Raw genomic sequence first — 24,132 nt, 5'->3', positions numbered from 1 at the left:
CGACGGAGGCCAGCAGGCGGAAGCAGAGCGCGAGCCGCGAAGCCTCGGCGCAGCCGTCGCCATCTGGTCCGCAAGCCGCCGCCGAAGGCAGGGCCAGCGCGCCGCCGGCCCATTCGGCGGCAAACGCCCGCGCGACGGCCTCGGCCGGCCGCAGCAGCGACAGGATAAGGACGCGAACCCGCAACGGCACGAGGCAAAGCAATTCGGCCAGAACGGCCAGGCAAAGCAGCGTCGCCGCGATGCCCTTCAGCGCCTTCCGCTCATCCTCGTATTCGGCCCTGCCCATTCCAGCCTCCGCTCGGAAGGCACAATAGCAGAGCGGCAAGAAAGCGCAAGGAAATATTTCCTATCACTATCGTCGCCGTCCGGCATCGCGCGTGTCGACGAGGCAGAACCGGCAAAGCACGCAGCCGGTGCCGGTCAAATTCGAACGCCGTCGGTTATAGTACGGAATTGCCGGCATCGGATTTGACTGATGCAACGGGCCAGACGGACAACCGAGGGAATTTCACTCAGGCGCGCTGGAAAACCAGAGCTCGGGATAGATCACCACGGCGGTCTCGTCCGGCGGGCGCTCTTCGGACGGCACGATCGACTTGGTCCGCCTCGCCTCGGCGGGTGTCGGCTGCCTGCGGCTGATGTGGTAGTCAGTGGCACCGACACAGCCAATGAACCACGCCGAACTGAGAATGCGCGCGGCAAAACCTCGATCCGTTCGCCTGGCGAGCACCGCCAGACCGACATTATAGGCCGGGCGCCACGGGAAGATCATGCGCCCGTTTGGCTTCAACGCCTTCAACCAGTGCAGCGGCGGCGCAACGACACCAGCGTTCACATAGATGATGTCCGAGGGCATAAATGCTGCCGTCACCGCATTCGCCGCAATGACAGTCGCATTCTCGAACGGTTTCAGGTTCGTCGCCGCGTCGGCCGCCACATGGGCGTCGATCTCGAAGCCGGTAACGGTTCCGTCCGGCAGGACCAGTACGGCAAGCACCGCCGTGTAATAGCCACCGCCCGTGCCCACCTGGGTGACGGTTTCGCCGGGCTGCGGCGCGACGGCGCCGATCCAGCCGGCGTGCAAAAAGGGCTCGCCATTGTTGATGCCCTTGTCCCGATCGATGGCGACCAGCACGTTCTGGTAGAGGAAGGCAGGATCGGCGGTCGGCGTGGGAATGAGGTGGTCGCCCGCCACCACCTGCCATGGACCTGGCGGCAGGAACGCCTCGCGTGGGACCATGTCGAAAGCGCGCTCGATGCGCGGGTCGCGCGACCCGCTCACCGCCGCCATCTGCTTAGCGTAGTGGGCGCGGACTTCGTCGAGACCGGTTCGCCGTCTGGCCATGCGCCGATCATGACGCAGGCCGGAGGCCGTTTCCAGCGTATCCGGCCTGATCGTGTTGTCGTTGTGCGGCGCGGATCACTCCGCGAAGAAGGCGAAGCGGATGATGAACAGCGCCGCCACCAACCATGTCGCCGGATGCACCGTGCGCGCCTTGCCGGTCACCGCCTTCAGCACGACGTAGCTGATGAAACCGAAGGCGAGGCCGTTGGCGATGGAATAGGTGAACGGCATGGCCAGCGCCGTCAGCGCGGCCGGCGTCGATTCGGTCACGTCGCTCCAGTCGATGTCGACCAGCTCGTGCAGCATCAGGCCGGCGACGTAGAGCAGCGCCGGCGCGGTGGCATAGGCCGGCACCGAGCCTGCCAGCGGCGAGATGAATAGGGCTGCGAGAAACAGCAGGGCGATGACCACCGCCGTCAGGCCGGTGCGACCGCCGGCCTGCACGCCGGACGCGCTCTCGACATAGGCGGTTGTGCTGGAGGTGCCCAGCATCGAGCCGGCGACGATGGCGGTGGAATCGGCGAACAGTGCTTTCCCGAGATTGCTGGGTTTTCCCGGCTCGATCAGCCCTGCCCGCTTGGCGACGCCGATAAGGGTGCCGGTGGCGTCGAAGACCTCGACCAGCACGAACACCAGGACGACCTGAACGATGCCGACATGCAGGGCGCCCAGCAGGTCGAGCTGCAGAAAGGTCGGAGCGAGGCTTGGCGGCGCCGAGACGATGCCCTGGAACGGGCTGAGGCCGAAGAGGATCGACAATACGGTGACGACGAGAATGCCGATCAGGATCGAGCCGCGCACCTTCAGTGCATCCAACCCGGCGATGACGAAGAAACCGAGGATCGCCAGCAGCACGCCCGGCTGGTGCAGATTGCCCAGCCCGACCAGCGTGGCCGGATTGTCGACGACGATGCCGGCATTCTTCAGCGCGATGATGCCGAGGAAAAGGCCGATGCCGGCGGCGATGGCCGCGCGCAGCGATTGCGGGATGCCGGCGACCAGCCAGGAGCGCACGCCGGTGATCGTCAGGATGAAGAAGATCACGCCGGAGATGAACACCGCGCCCAGTGCCTGCTGCCAGGTGAAGCCCATGACGGCCACCACCGTGAAGGCGAAGAAGGCGTTGAGCCCCATGCCCGGCGCCATGCCGATCGGCCAGTTGGCGACGAGGCCCATCACCAACGAGCCGAGCGCCGCGGCAAGACAGGTCGCCACGAACACCGCATTGCGGTCCATGCCGGTCGAAGAGAGGATGTCGGGGTTGACGAAGATGATGTAGGACATCGTCAGGAACGTCGTCAGGCCGGCGATTACTTCGGTGCGAACCGTCGTCTTGTGCTCGCAGAGCTTGAAAAGCCTTTCCAGCATTTTTCCATTCCCCTTCTCAGCGCAGGCTATAGCCGCCGCGGTGCGATTTCAGTCGATGGGGAAAAGCCGGCACGCGTTTTTGCAAGCGCATGGCCATGGGCCATTCGCCGAAATTCGGTACTGAGGTGTTTCAGGCGCGGACCTGTGTCGCCGTCGCGGGCGCATCACCCGATCCAAAACATCCGGAGGCTCGCGCCGGCAGCGGATGTCTCAACTCCTCCCTATCGCGCTCATGATCGGGCCTGCGACCATAAAGTGCAAGACGCCATACCGGCCGGAAAATTTAAAGCAGTTTCAAACCGCCCGCCGACAATGGATATCGGCGCAAACTCCATCAGACGGGCTGAATGCCAGAGTTGCCGCTCAGTAGTCGCCCGATCGTTCCGCCCTGAGCTTCGCCCAATAATCCAGCCGTTTGCGGATTTCGCGCTCGAAGCCGCGATCCGGCGGATCGTAGAACGTCTGGCGGCCCATCTTCTCCGGGAAATAGTCCTGCCCCGAAAAGGCGTCGGGCTCGTCATGGTCGTAACGATAACCCGCGCCGTAGCTTTCTTCCTTCATCAGTTTGGTCGGCGCGTTGAGAATCGTCTTTGGCGGCAGCAGCGAGCCGAATTCTTTTGCCGCGCGGGTCGCTGCCTTGAAGGCGGTGTAGGTCGCATTCGATTTCGGCGCGGTCGCCATATAGATCGCGGCTTGAGCGAGCGCGAGTTCGCCTTCGGGTGAACCCAAATAGTCGTAGGCGTCCTTCGCGGCATTGGCAATCACCAGCGCTTGCGGGTCGGCCATGCCGATGTCCTCCACCGCCATGCGCACCAGCCGGCGGCCGAGATACAGCGGGTCCTCGCCAGCGTCGAACATGCGCGCCAGGTAATAAAGTGCGGCATCCGGATCGGAGCCGCGCACCGATTTGTGCAAGGCCGAGATCAGGTTGTAGTGGCCGTCCTGGCTTTTGTCGTAGACCGGCGCGCGGCGCTGCATGACGTGCTGAAGACCTTCCGCATCAAAGACCTCGCCAGACTTGGCAGCGCGCCACACCTCTTCGGCAAGGGTCAGCGCGGCGCGGCCGTCGCCGTCGGCCAAGCGCAGAAGCACCGCCCTCGCCTCCTCGTCGAGCGGCAGTTTTTTTCCCTCGGTCTCCTCCGCACGCTTCAGCAGCAGTTCGATGCTGCCTTCGTCCAGCGTGTGGAAAACCAACACACGCGCGCGCGACAAGAGCGCTGCGTTGAGCTCGAAGGACGGATTTTCGGTCGTCGCGCCGACCAGGATGACCGTACCATCTTCCATCACGGGAAGGGAAGAATCCTGCTGGGCGCGGTTGAAGCGATGGATCTCGTCGACGAAAAGCAGCGTCTGCCGGCCGTTGGTGCGGCGCAGTCGCGCCGTCTCGAACACTTTCTTCAGATCGGCGACGCCGGAAAAGATCGCCGATATCTGCTCGAAGGCGAGATTGGTCTCCCCGGCGAGCAACCGCGCCACCGTCGTCTTGCCGGTGCCGGGCGGACCCCAGAAAATCATTGAGCCGAGTGAGCCGGACCGGATCATGCGCGACAGCGCCCCGTCGGCGCCGGTCAGGTGATCCTGTCCGACCACCTCGGCAAGGGTTTTCGGTCGCAGCCGATCAGCCAGCGGCCGGCCTTTTTCCGGCCGCTGCGGCTTGTCCTGCGCGAACAGGTCGCTCATCAGTAACGCAGCATCTGGCGCATCAATTGACCATCCCGCTCGACGGTGAAACGCCACCAGCGGGTGTTCTGGCCGGCGATCTGTTCAAGCTGCGCGGCGCTGGTGATCTTTTCGCCATTCACCTCGCGCACGATGTCGCCGGGGCGAAAACCGAAGCCGGCGGCCGGCGAGTTGCGGTCGATGTCGGTCATGATGATGCCGGTGGTCTCGGTGGGTATGCCGAGGCGCTGCGCCAGCCGGGGCGACAACGCGGTCACCTTGGCGCCCGCAAAGGGGCTGCGGCCATCAATAGTCACCGCTTCCTTGGAAGCGCCTTCGGGCGCGCGATCGAGACTGATCTCGATGGTTTTTTCCTCACCCTTGCTGAGTATCTTGAGGGTAGCCTTGCCACCGATCGGCTGCGTCGCCAGGCGATAGCCCAACGCGTCGACGTGTTCGATCGCGATGTCGTTCATGGCAAGCACCACGTCTCCCGGCTTCAGGCCGGCCTTGGCCGCCGGTCCGCCGTCGGCCACGTCGGAAACCAGCGCGCCGGTCGGCAGTTTCATGCCGAGCGACTCGGCGATCTGGGCTGTGACCGGCTCGAAGGTCGCGCCGATGAAGGGACGTTCAAAGAAGTCCTGGCCGTTCCTGGCGGCGTTCACCACGGCGCGCACGATGTTCGACGGGATGGCGAAGCCGATGCCGATCGAACCGCCGGAGCGGCTGAAGATCGCCGTGTTGATGCCGACCACCTGCCCGCTCATGTTGATCAACGCGCCGCCCGAATTGCCGGGATTGATTGCGGCGTCGGTCTGGATGAAGAAACCGAAATCCGACACGCCGATATGCGAACGGGCGAGCGCCGACACGATGCCGCTGGTGGTCGTCTGGCCGACGCCGAAGGGGTTGCCGATGGCAAGCACCAGATCGCCGATCTCCAGCGCGTCGGAATCGCCGATCGGGATCACCGGAAAATCCGCGTCGCCGTCGATCTTCAGCACCGCGAGATCGATCGTCTCATCCTTGAGCAGCACCTTGCTTTCAAACTCGCGGCCGTCGGAGGTGGCGACCTTGACCTCGTCGGCATCACGGATGACGTGATAGTTGGTCACAACCAGGCCGCTCTTGTCGACGAGCACGCCCGAACCGAGGGCGGAGCGCGCGCGCGGCGGGCCGCCGCCGCCGAAGAAGCGCTCGAAGAAGGGATCGCCCTCGAAGGGCGAACGCGCCCTCGCCTGCTTGGAGGCATAGACGTTGACGACAGCGGGAGCCGTCTCCTTCACCAGCGGCGCGAAGGAGAGCTGGATTTCCGCCCTGCCGAACGGCAAGCGGCGGCCGGGAGGCGCCGGCGGAGGAGGAGGCTCCTCCATGCTCTCCAGGAGGTCGGTGAGCACGTCCTTCAGCCCGGGCTCGACGGGCTTGTCGGGAGCCGGCTTGTCCTGCGTCCAGGCAGGTGCGGCAACCAGCAGCAAAGCGGAAGCCAGAATGGCTATCCAGCCTTTCGGAACCATGCGAATCCTCCAGAGGAACGGCCTCTATAGACGCGAAGATTGTGTAAATTGAAAGGCATGCCGGTCTCGCGGGCGGCTCTGCCTGCCGCTCGCGCGCCGTTCAGGCCTTCACGTAGTTGCCCACGCTCTCGTCGAGATACTTGTTGTTGGCTTCGCGGATCGCCGCTGCCGCGTCGTCATAGAGGAACGGCAGGAACGCGTAGCGTTTTCCGCGCGTCACCGGCGAGACGGCATGCAGCAGCGAGCATGAGAACACCACCGCCCCGCCGGGCGGCGGCTTGAACGAACGCGGCCCGTATTCGGGAAAGCTCACCTGGCCGCCGTCGAAATCGGCATTGAGGTTGATCGACACGGCGAAGCGGCGGTGCGCGGTGCCCTTGGTGGTGTTGTCGCGATGCGCGCGGAAATGGCCGCCATTGGCGCTGTCGTAACAGGCGACGATGTAGCGCTCCATGCGCGTCACCGTGTACTGATGCACCTTCTGGATCTCCGGCACGATGCGGCGGATGATCTTCTGGCGGAGCGTAAGCTTCAGCTTCTCGTCCTCTATCGTATAATCGGCGCGGCGCTTGTGGCGCGCGTCGACCACTTCGACCGTCTTGCCGTCGACCTCGCGCATGAAGCCGGAATCGGTGCCTCCGCCGGCCTCGTAGAGGTCGATCAACTGCCGGCACATGGCCGGCTCAAAGACGTTCGGCAACACGATCACGGGGGCCTGGACCGAGAAGCCGGGATAGGCGTCCACGGCGGGCAGCGCGTCAAGGTAGGCGGCGAGTTGGGCGCGCTCGGCGCCGTCGGCGACAGCCGGAAAGATCGCGCGAATGCGCATCGTGGGATCGAGCACCAGCCAGAAACGACGGATCGCCACCTGGCCGGAGCTGGAATCCACCGGCAGACTGCCGTAGCGCTGGCCGATGGCTCCGTCGAAATCGAAGAAATGCCGAACCCCCGGCAGGGATTCCTTGATGCGGCCCTGCGCTTCGTCGTTGCGGTCGTGACTGACGCCGAAGAAGGCGAGCTTTCCATCTTCGAAAAGCGCGCGCCGCTCCTCGACAAGTTTCAGCATTGAGCGTCCCATCTCGTCGGAGGCAGTGCCGAAGAAGCAGAGCACGATGTAGCGGCCCGCCGCCGTATCGAAGTGGAACTTGTCGTTGGAGGTCGACCGTTGCGTGAACCACGGGGCGGGATCGCCTATTTCCAGGATACGGTATTCCGGCATGATTTTTCGACGCCCTCCTCAAGCGTGAGAGACAGGCCACAGCCCGCCGCTCGATACGCCCCAATACTGCTGAAACTACAGGAGAAAAACCGCCGTGAAAACAGAGGTCGCGTCTTGAGGTGAACGTCTACCCGTCGTGCGTGCCCGCCGCGATGATCGCGGCAATCTTTTCGTATCCCTTGGAGCGTGCGTGCTGGAGCGGCGTTGTGCCGTCGCGATCCGGAATCTGCGTCGCCCCGGCACCGATGAGCAGGCGGGCGATCTCCTGATAAACGGGGCCGCCATCGCCGAGGATCACCGTCTCCATCAATGCCGTCCAGCCGAGCTTGTTGACGTGATTCACGTCGATGCCGGTTTCCAGCAGAATACGCACCGTCTCGGCGTGACCATGATGCGCCGCCGGAATAAGCGCCACCCCACCATAGCGGTTGGTGTCCTTGAGATTGGCTTTGCCGGTCGTAAGAATGTGTCGAAGGATCTCGTTTCGCCCTTCCGCCCCGGCATAAAGAAACGGGGTGTCCTGGATCGTGTCCTTGGCATTGACGTCGGCGCCTGCCTCGATCAGCAGGCGCGCCACTTCGACGTGGTTAGCGTGCGTGGCCAGCAGCAGCGGCGTGCGCCTGGCCGAATCGCGCATGTCAACCTTTGCGCCGGCGGCCAGCAGGCGCTTCACCTGACGGACATCGCCTGCCGCAGCGGCTTCGTAGAGCAACGATTCGTCTCCTCCTTCCGCCGGAGCCAGAGAGGCTGCGGACACCAGCGCGACCAGAACCATGGTCACCACGCGCGTCAATATCACCATCCGCCCATCTCCCGATTTCCGCGGACACTCCATCGGCCAGCATGCGCTGGTTGGGAAAGCTGTCCCAGCAAAATGCGACGCTAATGGGACCGGGAATCGGCGAAGCGCGGCAGGAATGGCACCGCCTCGCTTGGCTGTTCAAAAGGCCGTGCGTTCGACGCGCGCGCCGGAAGGCGCAGCTACGCGATCCATCCGCCACATCAGGAACGCGACCGCACAGACGGCAATGTCCAACAGGAAGGTCCAGTAGCCCATAGCGCTCAGGATCCAGTGGCTGTAGAGCGCCGGAATGCGTACCAGTTCGTAGGCGGTGGGGTTGAACGGCGCAAACCAGCGCACCGGCCCCTGCACCGTATCGGTGACCAGGTGCGACGCGACACCGAGATAGAAACCGACGACTGGCAGGAACCAGGCGCGCCGCAGCCGATAGATCGTCGGCAAGGTCACGACGGCCGCTGCCAGCCAGAAGGACGGCCAGTGTGTGAAATAATAGCGGTGATTGTAGCTGCCGAAATCGATCAGATAAAAACGAAGCATATCGATATCGGGCGCGGTGCTGCCGACAAGCGACGCGGCGATGACGCCCCTCACCTCCCCATACCGGCGCCGCAGCGCCGAGCCGATGATGTATCCAAGCGGCAGATGACCGATCAGCATAAAGTCCCCATGAGTTGCAGCGCATCTCCTGCGCAGACGATCATGATGCAATGCGATCTGGTTTCGATGTTGCCGGTCTCGTGCAGAAACCGCGCAGCGATTGTGGCAGCCGCCACGGCTGGGCCTGCAGACATGGCAAGACCGGCGAGCCTTTCGGCTCGCCGGTCCAAACGGCTCAGTCGCTGACGAAGGGGCTTACGCCGCTTCGGCGGTCTCGGCTTCAGCCTCGACGCGGGCGCGGTCAGCCGCACCCTTGGCTGACGTGTCGCGATCGACGAATTCGATCACCGCCATCGCGGCATTGTCGCCGTGGCGGAAGCCGGCCTTGATGATGCGCAGGTAGCCGCCGTTGCGGGTGGCGTAACGCGGCGCGATCGTCTCGAACAGGCGCTTGACGACGTTGTCGTTGCCGATCTGGGCGATCACCTGGCGGCGGGCGTGCAGGTCGCCGCGCTTGCCGAGGGTGACGAGCTTCTCGACGATCGGACGCAGGTCCTTAGCCTTCGGCAGGGTGGTGACGATCTGCTCGTGCTCGATAAGCGAGACGGCGAGATTGGCCAACATCGCACTGCGATGGCTTGCACTGCGGGCAAAGCGACGGCCTTTGAAACCGTGGCGCATGGCTGTCTTCCTTCTATCTGTTCAAGAGGCCACGGCCTCTGATGGTTTTCCGCATGGCCGTCGGACCGGAAGTCCTCGGAACCATGCTCTATTCAGGCTCAGTACTGGTCTTCATACCGCTTGGCGAGATCTTCGATGTTCTCCGGCGGCCAGTCGGCCACCTCCATGCCGAGATGGAGACCCATCGCGGCCAGAACTTCCTTGATCTCGTTCAGCGACTTGCGGCCGAAATTCGGCGTGCGCAGCATCTCGGCTTCCGTCTTCTGGATAAGGTCGCCGATGTAGACGATGTTGTCGTTCTTCAGGCAGTTGGCCGAACGCACCGAGAGTTCGAGCTCGTCGACCTTCTTGAGCAGCGCCGGGTTGAAGGCGAGCTCGGTGACGGCCTCTTCCGGTGCAGCCTTCTGCGGCTCGTCGAAATTGACGAACAGGCCGAGCTGGTCCTGCAGGATGCGCGCCGCAAAGGCGACGGCGTCCTCGCCGGTGATCGAGCCATTGGTCTCGATCGACATGGTCAGCTTGTCGTAGTCGAGAACCTGGCCCTCGCGGGTGTTCTCGACCTTGTAGGACACCTTCTTGACCGGCGAGTACAGGCTGTCGACCGGGATGAGGCCGATCGGCGCGTCCTCGGCGCGGTTGCGCTCGGCCGGCACGTAGCCCTTGCCGGTGTCGACGGTGAACTCCATGCGGATCTCGGCGCCCTCGTCGAGCGTGCAGATCACGTGGTCGGGGTTGAGGATCTCGACGTCGCCGACCGTCTGGATGTCGCCGGCGAGCACGGCGCCCGGTCCCTGCTTGCGCACAACCATGCGCTTGGGACCATCGCCTTCCATCTTGATGGCGATTTCCTTGATGTTCAGCACGATGTCGGTCACGTCCTCGCGAACGCCGGCGATCGAGGAGAACTCATGCAGCACGCCGTCGATCTGCACCGAGGTGACAGCGGCGCCACGCAGCGAAGAGAGCAGCACGCGGCGCAGCGCGTTGCCGAGCGTCAGGCCGAAGCCGCGCTCCAGCGGTTCGGCGACGAGGCTCGTCAGGGTCTTGCCTTTCGACGAGAACTCGATCTTGTTCGGCTTGATCAGTTCCTGCCAATTTTTCTGGATCATTTTTCTTCCTTCCGCTGGCCCGCACCATCCAATCGTGACGGGCTCGTGTGGAAGCCGTGGAGGAGCGCTTCACAACCAAGCGCTCGCGCGGCAGTTCTAATCTTGCTTAGACGCGGCGCTTCTTGCGCGGCCGGCAGCCATTGTGCGGGATCGGCGTTACGTCACGGATCGAGGTGATCGTGAAGCCGCCGGCCTGCAGCGCGCGCAACGCCGACTCGCGGCCGGAGCCGGGTCCGCACACCTCGACCTCGAGGGTGCGCATGCCATGTTCCTGCGCCTTCTTGGCGACGTCCTCGGCAGCCATCTGGGCGGCGAAGGGGGTCGACTTGCGCGAGCCCTTGAAGCCCTGGGCACCAGCCGACGACCAGGCAATCGCATTGCCCTGCGCGTCGGTGATGGTGATCATCGTGTTGTTGAAGGTCGAATTCACGTGGGCGACGCCCGACGAGATATTCTTGCGTTCGCGACGGCGAACGCGTGTGGCTTCCTTGGCCATGTCAGTCCTTTCGTTCGATCTCAACGCCGCCGTAGTGCCAGCGGCTACACCTGAGGCAATCGGGATTAGGCAGTAGGCAGTAGGTTTTTTCCCGACTGCCGACTGCCTATTGCCAACTGCCTTATTTCTTCTTCCCGGCAATCGCCTTCGCCGGGCCCTTGCGGGTACGGGCGTTAGTGTGCGTGCGCTGGCCGCGGACCGGCAGCGAGCGGCGGTGACGCAGGCCGCGGTAGCAGCCGAGGTCCATGAGCCGCTTGATGTTCATCGACACTTCGCGGCGCAGGTCGCCTTCGACCTGGTAATCGCGGTCGATGGCCTCGCGGATCTGCAGCACTTCGGCGTCGGTCAACTGGCTGACGCGACGATCCGCCGGGATGCCGACCTTGTCGACGATCTCCTGGGCGAACTTCTTGCCGATCCCGTGAATGTACTGAAGCGCGATCACGACGCGCTTGTTGGTCGGTATGTTGACGCCGGCTATACGGGCCATCTTCTCTCACTCCATGTGGGCCGGCAAAGCCGGCGCTTCGATTGACCCGCGTCCGGTGGAGGCCGGCCCTTGCGGGTGTTCCTTCTCAAGCAGCAAAAGGGTCCAGAAAGGACCCGCATGCCTCGTTCCTTGAGGGAAGACGGCGGGCCATAATCCAAAACCGATTGTTAGTCAAGAGCAGTCAGGCGTTTTCAGCGACCTTGCCGAGAATGCCTTCGATCGCCTGGGTGACGGTGTCGATATCGGCCATGCCGTCGACGGTCTTCAGCATCCCCTTGGCGTAGTAGTAGCCGATCAGCGGCGCGGTCTTCTTGTAATACTCGCGCAGGCGCTCGGGCACCACGGCCGGTTCGTCGTCCTTGCGGACAGGCTGGCCCGCCGCCTTCGCCTTTTCCGCGCGCTGGGCGATACGGTTGATCAGTTCCTTGTCGTCGACGACGAATTCGATCACAGCATCGAGGCGCTGCTTGCGCTCGGAGAGCATCGCCTGCACGGCATCGGCCTGGGCCAGGGTTCGCGGATAGCCATCGAGGATGAAGCCGTTGCGGCAATCGTCCTGATCGATCCTCTCGGCGACGATGGCATTGACAATCGAATCGGACACCAACTCGCCGGCGTCCATGACCGCCTTGGCCTTCAGGCCCACCGGCGTCCCTGCCTTCACTGCCGCACGCAGCATGTCCCCGGTGGAGAGCTGGGGGATGCCGTACTTCTCGACCAGTCTCTGGGCTTGCGTTCCCTTTCCCGCCCCTGGCGGGCCAAGCAGAATGAGCCTCATCTTCCCCTCTTCCCCCCACGGAGCTTCGACTTTTTGATAAGCCCCTCATACTGGTGGGCGATCAGGTGGCCCTGGATCTGGGCGACCGTATCGAGGGTTACACTGACGACGATCAAAAGCGAAGTGCCACCAAGGTAGAACGGTACGCCAGTGGCCGAGATCAGGAATTCGGGCATGAGGCAGATGACGACGAGGTAGAGCGCGCCGATCACGGTGATGCGGGTCAGCACGTAGTCGATGTACTCCGCCGTCCGCTCGCCCGGGCGATAGCCGGGAATGAAACCGGAATGCTTCTTCAACTGGTCGGCCGTGTCCTTCGGGTTGAACACGATCGCCGTGTAGAAGAAGGCGAAGAACACGATCATGGCGGCATAAAGCAGCATATAGAGCGGCTGGCCGTGGCCGAGCGTCGCCAGGATCGTGCTGGCCCAGCCCGGAAGGTTCTGCGTGTTCGAGAAGCCCGCGACGGTCGCCGGCAAAAGCAGCAGCGACGAGGCGAAAATCGGCGGGATGACGCCCGACGTGTTGAGCTTGAGCGGCAGGTGCGACGTATCGCCCTGGAACATGCGGTTGCCGACCTGACGCTTCGGATACTGGATCAGCAGCCGGCGCTGGGCACGCTCGAAGAAGACGATCACGGCGATGACGACGATCGCCAGCACGATGATCGCCAGAATGAGGCCGGTCGACAGCGCGCCCGTGCGGCCGAGTTCCAGCGTGCCGCCGATAGCATTCGGCAGGCCGGCGACGATACCGGCGAAGATGATCAGCGAGATGCCGTTGCCAATGCCGCGGGCGGTGATCTGTTCGCCCAGCCACATCAGGAACATGGTGCCACCGACCAGGGTGATGACCGTCGAAATACGGAAGAACCAGCCCGGATCAGTGACGATGCCGCTACCGCCTTCAAGACCGACGGAGATACCGTAGGCCTGAACCAGGGCGAGCAGCACCGTGCCGTAGCGGGTGTACTGGTTGATGATCTTGCGGCCCTGCTCGCCTTCCTTCTTCAACGACTCCAGCGCCGGCACAACCGACGTCATGAGCTGCATGATGATTGATGCTGAGATATAGGGCATGATGCCCAGAGCAAAGATCGCCATGCGCTCGACAGCGCCGCCGGCGAACATGTTGAAAATGCCGAGCACGCCGCGGCTTTGCTGCGAGAACGCCTGCGCGAAAGCCTCGGGAGAAATGCCTGGAAGCGGAATGTAGGTGCCGAGACGATAGACCAAAAGCGCACCCAGCGTGAACCAGATGCGCTTCTTCAGATCTTCGGCCTTGGCGAAGGCCGCGAAATTCAGATTGGAGGCAAGTTGCTCGGCGGCCGATGCCATGAAGTATTCTCCGCTTCGTCACGCTGAGAGGGCCGCAGCGGCGGCACGAGTCGGCGAAGCCACGAGATAGGCTCCGGGCCTCGAAGTTGCAAGCGGCGGACGATGCCGTCACGCCGCCTGCGACGAAGGATCACTTGGCCTTCTTGGCCATCTTCTTGACCGGTTCGACCGGCTCGGGGAATTTTACCGAGCCGCCGGCCTTCTCGATCTTCTCGACCGCCGCCTTGGAGGCGCCGGCGATGTCGAAGGACAGCTTGGCCTTGAGGTCGCCGTCCGAAACGACGCGGACGCCGTCAAGCGGACGGCGCACAACGCCGGCCTTGATGAGGGCCTCCGCCGTCACCGTCTCCTTGGCGTCGAGCTTGCCGGCATCGACCGCCACCTGGATACGGGCCAGCGAAACCACATTGTAGCTCTTGGTGAACGGGTTCTTGAAGCCACGCTTCGGCAGGCGTCGGTAGAGCGGCATCTGGCCGCCCTCGAAGCCGTTGATGGCGACGCCGGAACGCGCCTTCTGGCCCTTCACGCCGCGGCCCGCAGTCTTGCCCGAGCCGGAGCCGATGCCGCGACCGAGCCGCTTGCGCGAATGGGTCGCGCCTTCGTTGTCTCGCAGATCGTTGAGTTTCATCGTCTTTCTCCTGCCCGCCGGTTACTTCTCGTCGACGACGCGAACGAGATGCTGCACGGCCGCGATCATGCCGCGCACGGACGGCGTATCCTCAAGCGTGCGCTGCTTGTGCATCTTGTTGAGGCCGAGGCCGACAAGCGTCGCACGCTGTTCCTTCGGGCGGCGGATCGGGCTGCCGATCTGCTCGACCGTAACGGTCTTGGTGGCTTTCTTTGCCATGATCGAACTCCTTCCAGCCCGCGACTATTCTTCCGCGGCGACCGCGTTGCCGCGGCGAGCCTGGAGGGTCGAATACTTGATGCCGCGCTGGGCAGCCACATCCTTCGGATGCAACTGGCTCTTCAGCGCGTCGAAGGTGGCGCGAACCATGTTGTACGGGTTCGAGGAACCCATCGACTTGGCCACCACGTCGTGCATGCCGAGCGTCTCGAAAACGGCGCGCATCGGGCCGCCGGCGATGATGCCGGTACCCGGCTTGGCGGCGCGCAGCAGAACCTTGCCGGCGCCCCAGCGGCCCTCGACGTCGTGATGCAGCGTACGGCCGGAGCGCAGCGGCACGAAAATCAGGTCGCGCTTGGCAGATTCGGTCGCCTTGCGGATCGCCTCCGGCACTTCGCGCGCCTTGCCATGACCGAAGCCGACGCGGCCCTTCTGATCGCCGACGACGACGAGAGCGGCGAAGCCGAAACGGCGCCCGCCCTTCACGACCTTCGCGACGCGGTTGATGTGGACGAGCTTGTCGACGAATTCGCTGTCGCGCTCTTCACGGTCGCGCTCGCGGCGACCTTCCCTACGTTCCTGTGCCATATCCTGTCCTTGTTCTTTTCCGGAAGCACGGGTTGCTGGTATGCGCCCGACCTTTTTGCCGGCGCGCGGCGAAATTCCTAGAAGCTCAGGCCACCCTCGCGGGCAGCTTCAGCCAGTGCCTTGACGCGGCCGTGATAGATATAGGCGCCACGGTCGAAGACGACTTCCTTGATGCCGGCCTTGACGGCGCGCTCAGCGATCAACTTGCCCACCGCAGTGGCAGCGGCAGTGTCGGCGCCTGTTTTCAGTTCGCCCTTCAGATCCTTTTCCAGGGTCGAAGCGGCAGCCAGCGTGCGGCCCTGCGCGTCATCGATCACCTGCACATAGATATTCTTCGACGTGCGGTGCACCGAAAGGCGCGGGCGGCCACCGGCCACCTTCTTGATCTGGCGGCGAATACGATCGGCGCGCTTTTGTGTTGCTTCCTTGGAGGCCATAGCCGTCTTTCCCTGCCTTCATAAAACGGGAGCGGCCATGTGCGGTAAGCCAAGCTTCCCGCGACCGCGCACCGTGGCGTTACTTCTTCTTGCCTTCCTTGCGCACGATGCGCTCGCCGGCATACTTCACGCCCTTGCCCTTGTAGGGCTCGGGGCCGCGATATTCGCGGATCTCGGCGGCCGTCTGGCCGACCACTTGCTTGTCGATGCCAGATACTGTGATCTCGGTCGGCTTCGGCACAGTGATCGTGATGCCCTGCGGCGTCTCATAGACCACGTCGTGGCTGAAGCCGAGCGCCAGTTGCAGGTTCTTGCCCTGCATGGCGGCGCGATAGCCGACACCGTTGATCTCAAGCTTCTTCTCAAAACCCTTGGTGACGCCTTCGAGAATGTTGACGATCTGCGTGCGCGACATGCCCCACTTGGAGCGCGCCGTCTTGGTCTGGTCGCGCGGCTGAACGGCGATCTCGCCATTCTCCAGCTTGACCAGAACGTCGTCATTGACGACGAACTTCAGCTCGCCCTTCGGGCCCTTTGCCGTCACGGTCTGGCCGTTGACCGAAGCGGTCACGCCGGCCGGCACCTTGACGGGTTTCTTGCCAATACGAGACATTGTTCTGTCCTCGTCCTTCCTGTTTCAGCCAGTGCGCCTAGAACACCTGGCAGAGAATCTCTCCGCCGACGTTCTGCTCGCGCGCTTCGTGGTCCGCCATCACGCCCTTCGGAGTCGAGAGGATCGAAATCCCCAGGCCGTTGGCGACCGACGGGATCGACTTCACCGACACGTAGACGCGGCGGCCTGGCTTGGAGACGCGGGCGATCTCGCGGATCACCGGCGCGCCGTCGAAATATTTCAGCTCGATCTCGATCTCCGACTTGCCGTTGTCGAAATCTGTCTGGCTGAAATCGCGGATATAGCCTTCCGCCTTCAGGACTTCGAGGACACGGCTGCGCAGCCGCGAGGCCGGCGTCGAGACCTTGTTCTTCTTGCGTCCGTAGGCGTTACGGATGCGGGTCAGCATATCGCCGAGAGGATCATTCAAAGACATATCGTATCCTCCTTACCAGCTCGACTTGACCAGGCCCGGCACGGCGCCGAGCGAGCCCAGTTCGCGCAGCGCGATGCGCGACATCTTCAGCTTGCGATAATAGGCGCGCGGACGGCCGGTGATCTCGCAGCGGTTGCGAATGCGCACCTTGGCGGAATTGCGCGGCATCGCGGCGAGCTTGAGTTGCGCGCGGAAACGCTCCTCCATCGAAGCGCCCTTGTCCATGACGACCGCCTTCAGCGCCTTGCGCTTGGCGGCCTTCTGCGCGACGAGCGCCCGGCGGTGGTTGTTCTTCTCGACTGAGCTGGTCTTTGCCATTTCAGATTTTTCCTTTGCTCGCTGCCGTTACTGCCGGAACGGGAAGTTGAAAGCCTTGAGCAAAGCCCTGGCTTCGTCATCCGTCTTGGCGGTCGTACAAACGATGATGTCCATTCCCCAGATCTGGTCGACCTTGTCGTAGTTGATCTCGGGGAACACGATGTGCTCCTTGATGCCCATGGCATAGTTGCCGCGCCCGTCGAAGCTCTTCGGGTTCAGGCCGCGGAAGTCGCGGACACGCGGCAATGCGATGTTCACGAGGCGGTCGAGGAACTCGTACATGCGTTCCTTGCGCAAGGTGACTTTCGCACCGATCGGCATGTTCTCGCGCACCTTGAACTGGGCGACCGACTTGCGCGCATGGGTGACGACCGGCTTCTGGCCGGCGATCAGCGCCAGATCGGCCGCGGCGATCGAGGGCTTCTTGGAATCGCCCGTCGCCTCACCGACGCCCATGTTGAGCACGATCTTGTCGAGACGCGGAACTTCCATCTCGTTGTCGTACTTGAACTGCTCGAGCAGCGCCTTGCGGATGGTCTCTTCGTAGACCTTCTTAAGGCGTGGCTGGATTGCTGCCTTAGCCATTGATCACTTCTCCCGAGCGCTTCGCGACGCGCACCTTCTTATCGCCTTCGATCTTGAAGCCGACGCGGGTGGGTTTGCCGTCCTTGGGATCGGCCAGCGCGATATTGGACAGATGGATGGGGGCTTCCTTGCGGATCAGCCCGCCCTCCTGCGCCTGCGTCTGACGCTGGTGGCGCACGATGATGTTGATGCCGCGCACGATCGCCGTGTCTTCTTTCGGCTGAACCGAAAGCACCTCACCGGAACGACCCTTGTCCTTGCCGGTGAGCACGACGACCTTGTCGCCCTTGCGGATCTTCTGCATTTTCCGGCTCCTTACAGCACTTCAGGCGCGAGCGAGATGATCTTCATGTGGTTCTTGGCGCGAAGCTCGCGCGGAACCGGCCCGAAGATACGCGTGCCGATCGGCTCTTTCTTGTTGTCGACGAGAACAGCCGCGTTCTTGTCGAAACGGATCACGCTGCCGTCCGGGCGGCGGATGTCCTTGGCCGTGCGAACCACGACCGCCTTCATCACGTCGCCCTTCTTAACGCGGCCGCGCGGAATGGCTTCCTTGATCGAAACGACGATGATGTCGCCGACCGAAGCATATTTCCGCTTCGAACCGCCCAGCACCTTGATGCACATGACACGACGGGCGCCGGAATTATCCGCGACGTCGAGGTTTGTTTGCATCTGAATCATGACTGGCCGCCTTTTTCTTCTCTAATCGGGACAGGCAAACGCCCCTCCCCGGTCTGTCCAAAATTCGTTGTTATTGCGAGGCCTGCGCCTCGGTCACGACGACCCAGCGCTTGTCCTTGGAGATCGGCTTCGACTCCTGGATGAAGACGGTGTCGCCGACCTTGTGGGCGTTGTTCTCGTCGTGCGCCTTGTACTTCTTCGACATACGCACGGTCTTCTTCATCACCGGATGGGTGAAGCGGCGCTCGACCTTGACCACGACGGTCTTCTCGTTCTTGTCGCTGACGACGACGCCCTGCAGGATGCGCTTCGGCATTTTGTTCGTCCTTAAGCCTTCTTGGCCGCTGTTTCAGCGGCGACGGTCTTGATACGGGCTATGTCCCGGCGGACCTCTCTCACACGAGCGGTCTTTTCGAGCTGACCGGTGGCCTTTTGAAAGCGCAGGTTGAACTGCTCCTTCTTCAGCGCGGCCAGGTCATCATCGAGTTGGTCGGGGGTCTTCGCCCTGACGTCGGAAATCTTCATGTCGGACCCCTTTCCTATTCCGCGATGCGCTGCACGAAGCGCGTCTTCACCGAGAGCTTGGCGGCGCCGAGGGCGAGCGCGGCACGCGCGGTCTCCTCGTTGACGCCATCGATCTCGAACATGATGCGGCCGGGCTTGACGCGCGCCGCCCAGTAGTCGACGGCGCCCTTGCCCTTGCCCATGCGGACTTCGGTCGGCTTCGAGGTGACCGGCAGATCCGGGAACACCCGGATCCAGACACGGCCGGCGCGCTTCATCTCGCGGGTGATCGCGCGGCGGGCCGCCTCGATCTCACGCGCGGTGACGCGGTTCGGCTCAAGCGCCTTCAGCCCGAAACCACCGAAATCCAGGTTGGTGCCGCCCTTGGCGGCGCCGTGGATGCGGCCCTTGAACTGCTTGCGGAACTTTGTGCGCTTTGGCTGCAGCATCGTTCTTACTCCAGATTCCTATGCTCTCAGGCGTTCTCGCGGCGGCGGCTACGCTCGCCACGATCGCTGCGCTCGCCCGAATGGCCATGATCGCCTTCGCTGGCGCGGCGCTCGGACGCCATCGGATCGTGTTCGAGGATCTCGCCCTTGAACACCCACACTTTCACGCCGCAGGTGCCGTAGGCCGTCTGCGCCTCGGCCGTGCCGTAGTCGACGTCGGCGCGCAGCGTATGCAGCGGCACGCGGCCCTCGCGGTACCATTCCATCCGCGCGATCTCGGCGCCGCCCAGGCGGCCCGAGCAGTTGATGCGGATGCCCTCGGCGCCGAGGCGCATGGCCGACTGCACGGCGCGCTTCATGGCGCGGCGGAAGGCAATGCGGCGCTCGAGCTGCTGTGCGATCGACTGGGCGACCAGCGTCGCGTCGATCTCCGGCTTGCGCACCTCGACGATGTTCAGGTGCGTCTCGGACTTCGTCATCTCGGTCAGCTTCTTGCGAAGCTTCTCGATGTCGGCGCCCTTCTTGCCGATGATCAGACCCGGTCGTGCGGCGTGGATCGTGACGCGGCACTTCTTGTGCGGACGCTCGATCACCACCTTCGACACGGCGGCCTGCTTGAGTTCCTTCATCAGGTACTCGCGGATCTTGATGTCCTCGTGCAGCAGCTTGCCATACTCGCCGGTGTTCGCGTACCAGCGCGAATCCCAGGTACGGTTGATGCCGAGGCGAAGGCCGATCGGATTGATTTTCTGACCCATCAGGCGGCTTCCTTCTCTTCCACTTCGCGCACGACGATGGTCAGGTGCGAAAACGGCTTCTCGACCCGGCTGGCGCGGCCACGGCCACGGGCGTGGAAACGCTTCATGACGATCGACTTGCCGACATAGGCCTCGGCGACGACCAGCGCGTCGACATCGAGATCATGATTGTTCTCGGCATTGGCGATCGCCGATTCCAGCGTCTTCCTGACGGTGCCCGCAATGCGCTTGCGCGAAAATTCGAGATCCGAAAGCGCGGTCTGCACCTTCTTGCCGCGGATCAGCGCGGCAACCAGGTTCAGCTTCTGCGGGCTGATACGGATGGTGCGGAGGACCGCACGCGCCTCGTTGTCAGCAAGCCTGCGCGGAGCTTTGGCCTTGCCCATGTTACTTCCTCTTTGCCTTCTTGTCCGCGCCGTGACCGTAATAGGTCCGGGTCGGAGCGAACTCGCCGAACTTGTGGCCGACCATGTCCTCGTTCACCGAGACCGGGACGTGCTTCTGGCCGTTGTAGACGCCAAAGGTGAGGCCCACGAACTGCGGCAGGATGGTGGACCGGCGGGTCCACATCTTGATCACTTCGTTGCGGCCACCGTCGCGCACCTTGTCGGCCTTCTTGAGAAGAAAGCCGTCGACGAACGGACCTTTCCAGACTGAACGGGTCACTTCGCGTTACCTCTTCTTAGCTCTTGCGCTGATGGCGCGAACGCACGATGAACTTGTCGGTCGCCTTGTTGGACCGGGTCTTCTTGCCCTTGGTGGGCTTGCCCCACGGGCTGACCGGATGGCGACCGCCAGAGGTGCGGCCTTCGCCGCCGCCGTGCGGGTGATCGACGGGGTTCATGGTGACGCCACGATTGTGCGGGCGCTTGCCCTTCCAAACGGTGCGACCGGCCTTGCCGTCGTTGATGTTGCCGTGGTCCGGATTGGAGACCGCACCGACCGTGGCGAAGCAGGAGCCGTGGACGATGCGCTGCTCACCCGAATTCAGGCGAAGGATCGCCATGCCCTGGTCGCGACCCACCAACTGGGCGTAGGAGCCCGCCGAACGCGCGACCTGGCCACCCTTGCCGGGCTTCAGCTCGACATTGTGGATGATCGTGCCGACCGGCATCGCCGAAAGCGGCATCGCGTTGCCCGGCTTCACGTCGACGGCCTCGCCGGAAACGATCTTGTCGCCGACAGCCAGGCGCTGCGGCGCCAGGATGTAGTTCAGTTCGCCGTCCTCGTACTTCACCAGCGCGATGAAGGCGGTGCGGTTCGGATCGTATTCGATGCGCTCGATCGTCGCCGTCATATCAAACTTGCGACGCTTGAAGTCGATGATGCGGTACGACTGCTTGTGGCCGCCACCGATGAAACGAGCGGTGACGCGGCCGGTATTGTTGCGTCCGCCGGACTTCCGCAAGCCTTCGGTCAGGCCCTTGACGGGCTTGCCCTTGTAGAGCGCCGAACGGTCGACGATGACCAGTTGGCGCAGGCTCGGCGTTACGGGCTTAAAATTCTTCAATGCCATCTTACTGTCCTCGCGCCTCTCAGAGACCCGTGGCGACGTCGATCGACTGACCGTCGGCCAGCGTGACCACCGCCTTCTTCACGTCGCTCTGCCGGCCGACCGTGCCGCGGAACCGCTTCACCTTGCCCTTGCGGACGAGCGTGTTCACCGCGGTGACCTTGACGCTGAACAGCGCCTCGACGGCGGCCTTGATTTCCGGCTTCGTCGCCTTCTTGGCGACGTTGAAGACGACCTGATTGCGTTCCGACGCCGTCGTCGTCTTTTCGGTGATCGCCGGGCTGACGATCACGTCGTAGTGGCGAAGATCCGTCATTTAAAGCGCTCCTCGAGGGCGTCGACGGCAGCCTTGGAAAGGACCAGCGTGCCGCGGCGCAGAATGTCGTAGACGTTGATGCCCTGGACCGGCAGCACGTCGATGTTCGGAATGTTGGCAGCCGCCAGCTTGAAGTTCGCATCAAGCTCGGCACCACCGATCAGCAGCGCGTTGGACAGGCCCAGCGTCGCGAAATTCGCCACCAGCGCCTTGGTCTTGGCCTCGGTCAGCTTCAGATCGTCGACGACGATGATCGAGGAAGCCTTGGCCTTGGCCGACAGCGCGTGCTTCAGGCCAAGGGCGCGAACCTTCTTCGGCAGGTCGTGCTCATGGCTGCGGGCAACCGGGCCGTGGGCCTTGCCGCCGCCGCGGAACTGCGGAGCGCGGGCCGAATGGTGACGGGCGCGGCCCGTACCCTTCTGCTTGTACATCTTGGCGCCGGTGCGGGCGATGTCCGCGCGGCCCTTCGCCTGATGCGTGCCCTGCTGCTTCTTGGCAAGCTGCCAGCGCACGACGCGCTGCAGGATGTCGTCGCGCGGGTCGAGCCCGAAGATCGCGTCGGAAAGCTCGACCTTGCCGGCGTCTTCGCCGCCCAGTGTTGAAATCTTGATGTCCATTATTCCGCACCCTCAGTGGCCGGAGCTTCGGTCTTGGCCACGGCGCGCAGGCCGGCCGGCTTCGGCGCGTTGTCGGGCAGCGCCACCTTGACGGCGTCGCGCACCAGAATCCAGGCGCCCTTGGTGCCCGGAACCGCGCCACGGATCAGGATCAGGCCGCGATCCGCATCGGTCGAGACGACCTCGACATTCTGCGTGGTCACGCGGGTCGCGCCCATGTGGCCGGCCATCTTCTTGCCCTTGAACACCTTGCCGGGGTCCTGGCGCTGGCCGGTCGAGCCGTGCGTGCGGTGCGACACCGAGTTACCGTGGGTCGCGCGGCCACCACCGAAGTGATGGCGCTTGATGACGCCCTGGAAACCCTTGCCGGTCGAAGTGCCGGTGACGTCGACCTTCTGGCCCGCAACGAAGTGATCGACTGTGATCTCGGCGCCGACGTCGAGCAGATTGTCGTCGGAAACGCGGAACTCGGCGAGCTTCGTCTTCGGCTCGACGGTTGCACCGGCGAAATGGCCGCGCATTGCCTTCGAGGTGTTCTTGACCTTGGCAAGGCCAACGCCGAGCTGAACGGCGGTGTAGCCATTCTTTTCCTTCGTGCGCTGCGCCACGACCTGGCAGCTCTCCATGCGGAGAACGGTAACGGGGATATGCTCGCCGGCGTCGTTGTAGACGCGCGTCATTCCCAACTTCTGTGCAATAACACCTGAACGCATCGGTTCATCTTCCTTCAGAGTTACCGGCCGGGGCATGACCCCTTCCTGCCTCTTGTTCCTTCAGAGGAGCCTTCCGGGCTTTCGCCCGTCCGGCTCGTGATCCCCGCCCCTTAGAGCTTGATTTCGACGTCGACACCCGCCGCCAAGTCGAGCTTCATCAAAGCATCGACCGTCTGCGGCGTCGGATCGACGATGTCGAGCAGCCGCTTGTGGGTGCGCATCTCGAACTGCTCGCGGCTCTTCTTGTCGATGTGCGGCGAGCGGTTGACCGTGAATTTCTCGATCCGCGTCGGCAGCGGAATGGGCCCACGGACGTTGGCGCCGGTGCGCTTTGCCGTCGATACAATTTCCCGCGTCGAAGCGTCGAGCACGCGATGATCGAACGCTTTGAGGCGGATGCGGATATTTTGACCGTTCATCTCGTCGAATTCCTTGTTCTGGCGCGGCGCGGGCGAATTCCCGCCCGCGACAGATCGGTTGCTTCTTATTCTTTGATGCTGACGACGACGCCGGCGCCGACGGTGCGGCCGCCTTCGCGGATGGCGAAGCGCAGCTTCTCTTCCATGGCGATCGGCACGATCAGTTCGACGTCGACCGTCACATTGTCGCCCGGCATCACCATCTCGGTGCCCTCGGCCAGCGTCACGATGCCGGTCACGTCGGTGGTGCGGAAGTAGAACTGCGGACGGTAGTTGGTGAAGAACGGCGTGTGACGGCCACCCTCCTCCTTGGTCAGGATGTAGGCTTCCGCCTTGAACTTCTTGTGCGGCTTCACCGTGCCCGGCTTGGCCAGAACCTGGCCGCGCTCCACACCCTCGCGGTCGACGCCGCGCAGCAGAGCGCCGATGTTGTCGCCGGCCTGGCCCTGGTCCAGCAGCTTGCGGAACATCTCGACGCCCGTGCAGGTCGTCTTGGTGGTCGGGCGGATGCCGACGATCTCAAGCTCCTCGCCGACCTTGACGATGCCGCGCTCGACGCGACCGGTCACAACCGTGCCGCGGCCCGAGATCGAGAACACGTCCTCGATCGGCATCAGGAACGGCTGGTCGATCGGACGCTCCGGCGTCGGGATGTAGCGGTCGACCTCGGCCATCAGCTTGCGGATCGCGTCCTCGCCGATCTCCTTGTTCGAGTCCTCGAGGGCAGCCAAAGCCGAGCCCGGAACGATCGGAATGTCGTCGCCCGGAAACTCGTTCTTCGACAGCAGCTCGCGAACCTCGAGCTCGACCAGTTCGAGCAGCTCGGCGTCGTCGACCTGGTCGACCTTGTTCAAAAACACCACGATCGACGGCACGCCGACCTGGCGGGCCAGCAGAATGTGCTCGCGGGTCTGCGGCATCGGGCCGTCGGCGGCCGACA

General features: G+C 63.5%; 36 protein-coding genes. All 36 read right to left on the bottom strand.

Annotated features, from left to right (window positions below):
* Nucleotides 1-286, bottom strand: a 286-nt coding sequence (locus ACH196_RS34995) for a hypothetical protein (RefSeq protein WP_396651448.1), incomplete at its 3' end; no start/stop codon positions are given.
* 222 nt (nt 287-508) lie between these two features.
* Nucleotides 509-1,345, bottom strand: coding sequence for a protein-L-isoaspartate O-methyltransferase (locus ACH196_RS34990; protein WP_396651447.1), 837 nt, complete (start codon nt 1,343-1,345; stop codon nt 509-511).
* Nucleotides 1,346-1,420: 75 nt separating this feature from the next.
* Nucleotides 1,421-2,713 carry an NCS2 family permease gene (locus tag ACH196_RS34985; protein WP_396651446.1) on the bottom strand — a complete coding sequence of 431 codons (1,293 nt, stop codon included), beginning with the start codon at nt 2,711-2,713 and terminating at the stop codon, nt 1,421-1,423.
* 363 nt (nt 2,714-3,076) lie between these two features.
* Nucleotides 3,077-4,393 carry a replication-associated recombination protein A gene (locus tag ACH196_RS34980; RefSeq protein WP_396651445.1) on the bottom strand — a complete coding sequence of 439 codons (1,317 nt, stop codon included), beginning with the start codon at nt 4,391-4,393 and terminating at the stop codon, nt 3,077-3,079.
* A complete protein-coding gene (locus tag ACH196_RS34975) occupies nt 4,393-5,886 on the bottom strand; it encodes a DegQ family serine endoprotease (RefSeq protein WP_396651444.1) in 1,494 nt (497 codons plus the stop codon). The genes ACH196_RS34980 and ACH196_RS34975 overlap by 1 nt, the downstream gene beginning before the upstream one ends.
* A gap of 100 nt (nt 5,887-5,986) precedes the next feature.
* A complete protein-coding gene (locus ACH196_RS34970; RefSeq protein WP_396651443.1) occupies nt 5,987-7,105 on the bottom strand; it encodes a 2OG-Fe(II) oxygenase in 1,119 nt (372 codons plus the stop codon).
* Between the two features lie 127 nt (nt 7,106-7,232).
* Entirely contained in the window at nt 7,233-7,907 is a 675-nt protein-coding gene (locus tag ACH196_RS34965; RefSeq protein ID WP_396651442.1) for an ankyrin repeat domain-containing protein, read from the bottom strand.
* Between the two features lie 138 nt (nt 7,908-8,045).
* Nucleotides 8,046-8,564 carry a metal-dependent hydrolase gene (locus tag ACH196_RS34960; protein WP_396651441.1) on the bottom strand — a complete coding sequence of 173 codons (519 nt, stop codon included), beginning with the start codon at nt 8,562-8,564 and terminating at the stop codon, nt 8,046-8,048.
* A gap of 195 nt (nt 8,565-8,759) precedes the next feature.
* Nucleotides 8,760-9,185 (bottom strand): 50S ribosomal protein L17, encoded by a 426-nt coding sequence (gene rplQ / locus ACH196_RS34955; protein WP_396651440.1) that lies wholly within the window; start codon nt 9,183-9,185, stop codon nt 8,760-8,762.
* Nucleotides 9,186-9,283: 98 nt separating this feature from the next.
* Nucleotides 9,284-10,294 (bottom strand): DNA-directed RNA polymerase subunit alpha, encoded by a 1,011-nt coding sequence (locus ACH196_RS34950; RefSeq protein ID WP_396651439.1) that lies wholly within the window; start codon nt 10,292-10,294, stop codon nt 9,284-9,286.
* 106 nt (nt 10,295-10,400) lie between these two features.
* Entirely contained in the window at nt 10,401-10,790 is a 390-nt protein-coding gene (gene rpsK, locus ACH196_RS34945; RefSeq protein WP_349006977.1) for a 30S ribosomal protein S11, read from the bottom strand.
* A gap of 121 nt (nt 10,791-10,911) precedes the next feature.
* Nucleotides 10,912-11,280: a 30S ribosomal protein S13 gene (gene rpsM, locus ACH196_RS34940; protein ID WP_396651438.1), complete on the bottom strand. Its 369-nt coding sequence runs from the start codon at nt 11,278-11,280 to the stop codon at nt 10,912-10,914.
* Nucleotides 11,281-11,461: 181 nt separating this feature from the next.
* Nucleotides 11,462-12,058 (bottom strand): adenylate kinase, encoded by a 597-nt coding sequence (locus tag ACH196_RS34935; RefSeq protein WP_396651437.1) that lies wholly within the window; start codon nt 12,056-12,058, stop codon nt 11,462-11,464.
* Entirely contained in the window at nt 12,055-13,395 is a 1,341-nt protein-coding gene (gene secY / locus ACH196_RS34930; RefSeq protein ID WP_396651436.1) for a preprotein translocase subunit SecY, read from the bottom strand. The genes ACH196_RS34935 and secY overlap by 4 nt, the downstream gene beginning before the upstream one ends.
* A 130-nt stretch (nt 13,396-13,525) precedes the next feature.
* Complete coding sequence (rplO, locus tag ACH196_RS34925) at nt 13,526-14,023, bottom strand: 50S ribosomal protein L15 (protein WP_396651435.1); 498 nt, start codon at nt 14,021-14,023, stop codon at nt 13,526-13,528.
* Nucleotides 14,024-14,044: 21 nt separating this feature from the next.
* Entirely contained in the window at nt 14,045-14,242 is a 198-nt protein-coding gene (rpmD, locus tag ACH196_RS34920) for a 50S ribosomal protein L30 (protein WP_396651434.1), read from the bottom strand.
* Between the two features lie 24 nt (nt 14,243-14,266).
* Entirely contained in the window at nt 14,267-14,830 is a 564-nt protein-coding gene (rpsE, locus tag ACH196_RS34915; RefSeq protein ID WP_396651433.1) for a 30S ribosomal protein S5, read from the bottom strand.
* A 77-nt stretch (nt 14,831-14,907) separates the two neighbouring features.
* Entirely contained in the window at nt 14,908-15,267 is a 360-nt protein-coding gene (gene rplR, locus ACH196_RS34910; RefSeq protein WP_396651432.1) for a 50S ribosomal protein L18, read from the bottom strand.
* A gap of 79 nt (nt 15,268-15,346) precedes the next feature.
* Nucleotides 15,347-15,880 (bottom strand): 50S ribosomal protein L6, encoded by a 534-nt coding sequence (gene rplF, locus ACH196_RS34905; RefSeq protein WP_396651431.1) that lies wholly within the window; start codon nt 15,878-15,880, stop codon nt 15,347-15,349.
* Nucleotides 15,881-15,917: 37 nt separating this feature from the next.
* Complete coding sequence (rpsH, locus tag ACH196_RS34900) at nt 15,918-16,316, bottom strand: 30S ribosomal protein S8 (protein ID WP_349006986.1); 399 nt, start codon at nt 16,314-16,316, stop codon at nt 15,918-15,920.
* Nucleotides 16,317-16,328: 12 nt separating this feature from the next.
* A complete protein-coding gene (gene rpsN, locus ACH196_RS34895; protein ID WP_396651430.1) occupies nt 16,329-16,634 on the bottom strand; it encodes a 30S ribosomal protein S14 in 306 nt (101 codons plus the stop codon).
* Between the two features lie 27 nt (nt 16,635-16,661).
* On the bottom strand, nt 16,662-17,219 hold the full coding sequence (rplE, locus tag ACH196_RS34890) for a 50S ribosomal protein L5 (RefSeq protein ID WP_396651429.1): 558 nt from the start codon (nt 17,217-17,219) through the stop codon (nt 16,662-16,664).
* Nucleotides 17,212-17,523 (bottom strand): 50S ribosomal protein L24, encoded by a 312-nt coding sequence (gene rplX / locus ACH196_RS34885; protein WP_396651428.1) that lies wholly within the window; start codon nt 17,521-17,523, stop codon nt 17,212-17,214. Before rplX ends, rplE begins: the two co-directional genes overlap by 8 nt.
* 11 nt (nt 17,524-17,534) lie before the next feature.
* Complete coding sequence (rplN, locus tag ACH196_RS34880) at nt 17,535-17,903, bottom strand: 50S ribosomal protein L14 (RefSeq protein ID WP_006205457.1); 369 nt, start codon at nt 17,901-17,903, stop codon at nt 17,535-17,537.
* 70 nt (nt 17,904-17,973) lie between these two features.
* Entirely contained in the window at nt 17,974-18,219 is a 246-nt protein-coding gene (gene rpsQ / locus ACH196_RS34875) for a 30S ribosomal protein S17 (protein ID WP_396651427.1), read from the bottom strand.
* Nucleotides 18,220-18,230: 11 nt separating this feature from the next.
* On the bottom strand, nt 18,231-18,428 hold the full coding sequence (rpmC, locus tag ACH196_RS34870; protein WP_396651426.1) for a 50S ribosomal protein L29: 198 nt from the start codon (nt 18,426-18,428) through the stop codon (nt 18,231-18,233).
* Between the two features lie 14 nt (nt 18,429-18,442).
* The gene (rplP, locus tag ACH196_RS34865) at nt 18,443-18,856 is read right to left on the bottom strand and encodes a 50S ribosomal protein L16 (RefSeq protein WP_396651425.1); all 414 of its coding nucleotides are present in this window, start codon (nt 18,854-18,856) and stop codon (nt 18,443-18,445) included.
* Nucleotides 18,857-18,882: 26 nt separating this feature from the next.
* Nucleotides 18,883-19,614: a 30S ribosomal protein S3 gene (gene rpsC / locus ACH196_RS34860; RefSeq protein ID WP_396651424.1), complete on the bottom strand. Its 732-nt coding sequence runs from the start codon at nt 19,612-19,614 to the stop codon at nt 18,883-18,885.
* The gene (rplV, locus tag ACH196_RS34855) at nt 19,614-20,000 is read right to left on the bottom strand and encodes a 50S ribosomal protein L22 (RefSeq protein WP_349006994.1); all 387 of its coding nucleotides are present in this window, start codon (nt 19,998-20,000) and stop codon (nt 19,614-19,616) included. The genes rpsC and rplV overlap by 1 nt, the downstream gene beginning before the upstream one ends.
* Nucleotide 20,001: 1 nt before the next feature.
* Complete coding sequence (rpsS, locus tag ACH196_RS34850) at nt 20,002-20,280, bottom strand: 30S ribosomal protein S19 (protein WP_349006995.1); 279 nt, start codon at nt 20,278-20,280, stop codon at nt 20,002-20,004.
* A 16-nt stretch (nt 20,281-20,296) separates the two neighbouring features.
* The gene (rplB, locus tag ACH196_RS34845) at nt 20,297-21,130 is read right to left on the bottom strand and encodes a 50S ribosomal protein L2 (RefSeq protein ID WP_396651423.1); all 834 of its coding nucleotides are present in this window, start codon (nt 21,128-21,130) and stop codon (nt 20,297-20,299) included.
* Between the two features lie 19 nt (nt 21,131-21,149).
* Entirely contained in the window at nt 21,150-21,443 is a 294-nt protein-coding gene (locus ACH196_RS34840) for a 50S ribosomal protein L23 (RefSeq protein ID WP_349006997.1), read from the bottom strand.
* Nucleotides 21,440-22,060: a 50S ribosomal protein L4 gene (gene rplD, locus ACH196_RS34835; RefSeq protein WP_396651422.1), complete on the bottom strand. Its 621-nt coding sequence runs from the start codon at nt 22,058-22,060 to the stop codon at nt 21,440-21,442. Before rplD ends, ACH196_RS34840 begins: the two co-directional genes overlap by 4 nt.
* Nucleotides 22,060-22,773 (bottom strand): 50S ribosomal protein L3, encoded by a 714-nt coding sequence (gene rplC / locus ACH196_RS34830; RefSeq protein ID WP_396651421.1) that lies wholly within the window; start codon nt 22,771-22,773, stop codon nt 22,060-22,062. Before rplC ends, rplD begins: the two co-directional genes overlap by 1 nt.
* Before the next feature lie 110 nt (nt 22,774-22,883).
* Nucleotides 22,884-23,192, bottom strand: a complete 309-nt coding sequence (gene rpsJ, locus ACH196_RS34825; RefSeq protein ID WP_007066362.1) for a 30S ribosomal protein S10 — start codon at nt 23,190-23,192, stop codon at nt 22,884-22,886.
* A 65-nt stretch (nt 23,193-23,257) separates the two neighbouring features.
* Nucleotides 23,258-24,132, bottom strand: an 875-nt coding sequence (locus tag ACH196_RS34820) for an elongation factor Tu (protein WP_396651420.1), incomplete at its 5' end; no start/stop codon positions are given.

Source organism: Mesorhizobium sp. IMUNJ 23232, from assembly GCF_044326205.1.
GTDB lineage: Bacteria > Pseudomonadota > Alphaproteobacteria > Rhizobiales > Rhizobiaceae > Kumtagia.
Note: the sequence above shows the minus strand (reverse complement) of the source record. Positions and strands in the feature narration are given on the sequence as shown.

Excerpts from the sequence above, each read along its gene's own strand:
- rpsK (WP_349006977.1), bottom strand. The coding sequence starts at position 10,790 with ATGGCCAAGGAAGCCACACGCGTTCGCCGTCGCGAACGCAAGAATATC.
- ACH196_RS34985 (WP_396651446.1), bottom strand. The coding sequence starts at position 2,713 with ATGCTGGAAAGGCTTTTCAAGCTCTGCGAGCACAAGACGACGGTTCGC.
- rpsJ (WP_007066362.1), bottom strand. The coding sequence starts at position 23,192 with ATGAACGGTCAAAATATCCGCATCCGCCTCAAAGCGTTCGATCATCGC.
- rplO (WP_396651435.1), bottom strand. The coding sequence starts at position 14,023 with ATGAAACTCAACGATCTGCGAGACAACGAAGGCGCGACCCATTCGCGC.
- ACH196_RS34980 (WP_396651445.1), bottom strand. The coding sequence starts at position 4,393 with ATGAGCGACCTGTTCGCGCAGGACAAGCCGCAGCGGCCGGAAAAAGGC.
- ACH196_RS34960 (WP_396651441.1), bottom strand. The coding sequence starts at position 8,564 with ATGCTGATCGGTCATCTGCCGCTTGGATACATCATCGGCTCGGCGCTG.
- rplE (WP_396651429.1), bottom strand. The coding sequence starts at position 17,219 with ATGGCTAAGGCAGCAATCCAGCCACGCCTTAAGAAGGTCTACGAAGAG.
- rplD (WP_396651422.1), bottom strand. The coding sequence starts at position 22,060 with ATGGACATCAAGATTTCAACACTGGGCGGCGAAGACGCCGGCAAGGTC.
- rplN (WP_006205457.1), bottom strand. The coding sequence starts at position 17,903 with ATGATTCAGATGCAAACAAACCTCGACGTCGCGGATAATTCCGGCGCC.
- ACH196_RS34950 (WP_396651439.1), bottom strand. The coding sequence starts at position 10,294 with ATGATCCAGAAAAATTGGCAGGAACTGATCAAGCCGAACAAGATCGAG.
- ACH196_RS34975 (WP_396651444.1), bottom strand. The coding sequence starts at position 5,886 with ATGGTTCCGAAAGGCTGGATAGCCATTCTGGCTTCCGCTTTGCTGCTG.
- rplR (WP_396651432.1), bottom strand. The coding sequence starts at position 15,267 with ATGGCCTCCAAGGAAGCAACACAAAAGCGCGCCGATCGTATTCGCCGC.
- rplQ (WP_396651440.1), bottom strand. The coding sequence starts at position 9,185 with ATGCGCCACGGTTTCAAAGGCCGTCGCTTTGCCCGCAGTGCAAGCCAT.
- ACH196_RS34840 (WP_349006997.1), bottom strand. The coding sequence starts at position 21,443 with ATGACGGATCTTCGCCACTACGACGTGATCGTCAGCCCGGCGATCACC.
- rplF (WP_396651431.1), bottom strand. The coding sequence starts at position 15,880 with ATGTCTCGTATTGGCAAGAAACCCGTCAAGGTGCCGGCCGGCGTGACC.
- rpsE (WP_396651433.1), bottom strand. The coding sequence starts at position 14,830 with ATGGCACAGGAACGTAGGGAAGGTCGCCGCGAGCGCGACCGTGAAGAG.
- rpsN (WP_396651430.1), bottom strand. The coding sequence starts at position 16,634 with ATGGCAAAGACCAGCTCAGTCGAGAAGAACAACCACCGCCGGGCGCTC.
- ACH196_RS34990 (WP_396651447.1), bottom strand. The coding sequence starts at position 1,345 with ATGGCCAGACGGCGAACCGGTCTCGACGAAGTCCGCGCCCACTACGCT.
- rpsC (WP_396651424.1), bottom strand. The coding sequence starts at position 19,614 with ATGGGTCAGAAAATCAATCCGATCGGCCTTCGCCTCGGCATCAACCGT.
- ACH196_RS34965 (WP_396651442.1), bottom strand. The coding sequence starts at position 7,907 with ATGGTGATATTGACGCGCGTGGTGACCATGGTTCTGGTCGCGCTGGTG.
- rplB (WP_396651423.1), bottom strand. The coding sequence starts at position 21,130 with ATGGCATTGAAGAATTTTAAGCCCGTAACGCCGAGCCTGCGCCAACTG.
- secY (WP_396651436.1), bottom strand. The coding sequence starts at position 13,395 with ATGGCATCGGCCGCCGAGCAACTTGCCTCCAATCTGAATTTCGCGGCC.
- rpsM (WP_396651438.1), bottom strand. The coding sequence starts at position 11,280 with ATGGCCCGTATAGCCGGCGTCAACATACCGACCAACAAGCGCGTCGTG.
- rpmD (WP_396651434.1), bottom strand. The coding sequence starts at position 14,242 with ATGGCAAAGAAAGCCACCAAGACCGTTACGGTCGAGCAGATCGGCAGC.
- rplP (WP_396651425.1), bottom strand. The coding sequence starts at position 18,856 with ATGCTGCAGCCAAAGCGCACAAAGTTCCGCAAGCAGTTCAAGGGCCGC.
- rplV (WP_349006994.1), bottom strand. The coding sequence starts at position 20,000 with ATGGGCAAGGCCAAAGCTCCGCGCAGGCTTGCTGACAACGAGGCGCGT.
- rpmC (WP_396651426.1), bottom strand. The coding sequence starts at position 18,428 with ATGAAGATTTCCGACGTCAGGGCGAAGACCCCCGACCAACTCGATGAT.
- rplX (WP_396651428.1), bottom strand. The coding sequence starts at position 17,523 with ATGCAGAAGATCCGCAAGGGCGACAAGGTCGTCGTGCTCACCGGCAAG.
- rplC (WP_396651421.1), bottom strand. The coding sequence starts at position 22,773 with ATGCGTTCAGGTGTTATTGCACAGAAGTTGGGAATGACGCGCGTCTAC.
- ACH196_RS34970 (WP_396651443.1), bottom strand. The coding sequence starts at position 7,105 with ATGCCGGAATACCGTATCCTGGAAATAGGCGATCCCGCCCCGTGGTTC.
- rpsH (WP_349006986.1), bottom strand. The coding sequence starts at position 16,316 with ATGTCTTTGAATGATCCTCTCGGCGATATGCTGACCCGCATCCGTAAC.
- ACH196_RS34935 (WP_396651437.1), bottom strand. The coding sequence starts at position 12,058 with ATGAGGCTCATTCTGCTTGGCCCGCCAGGGGCGGGAAAGGGAACGCAA.
- rpsQ (WP_396651427.1), bottom strand. The coding sequence starts at position 18,219 with ATGCCGAAGCGCATCCTGCAGGGCGTCGTCGTCAGCGACAAGAACGAG.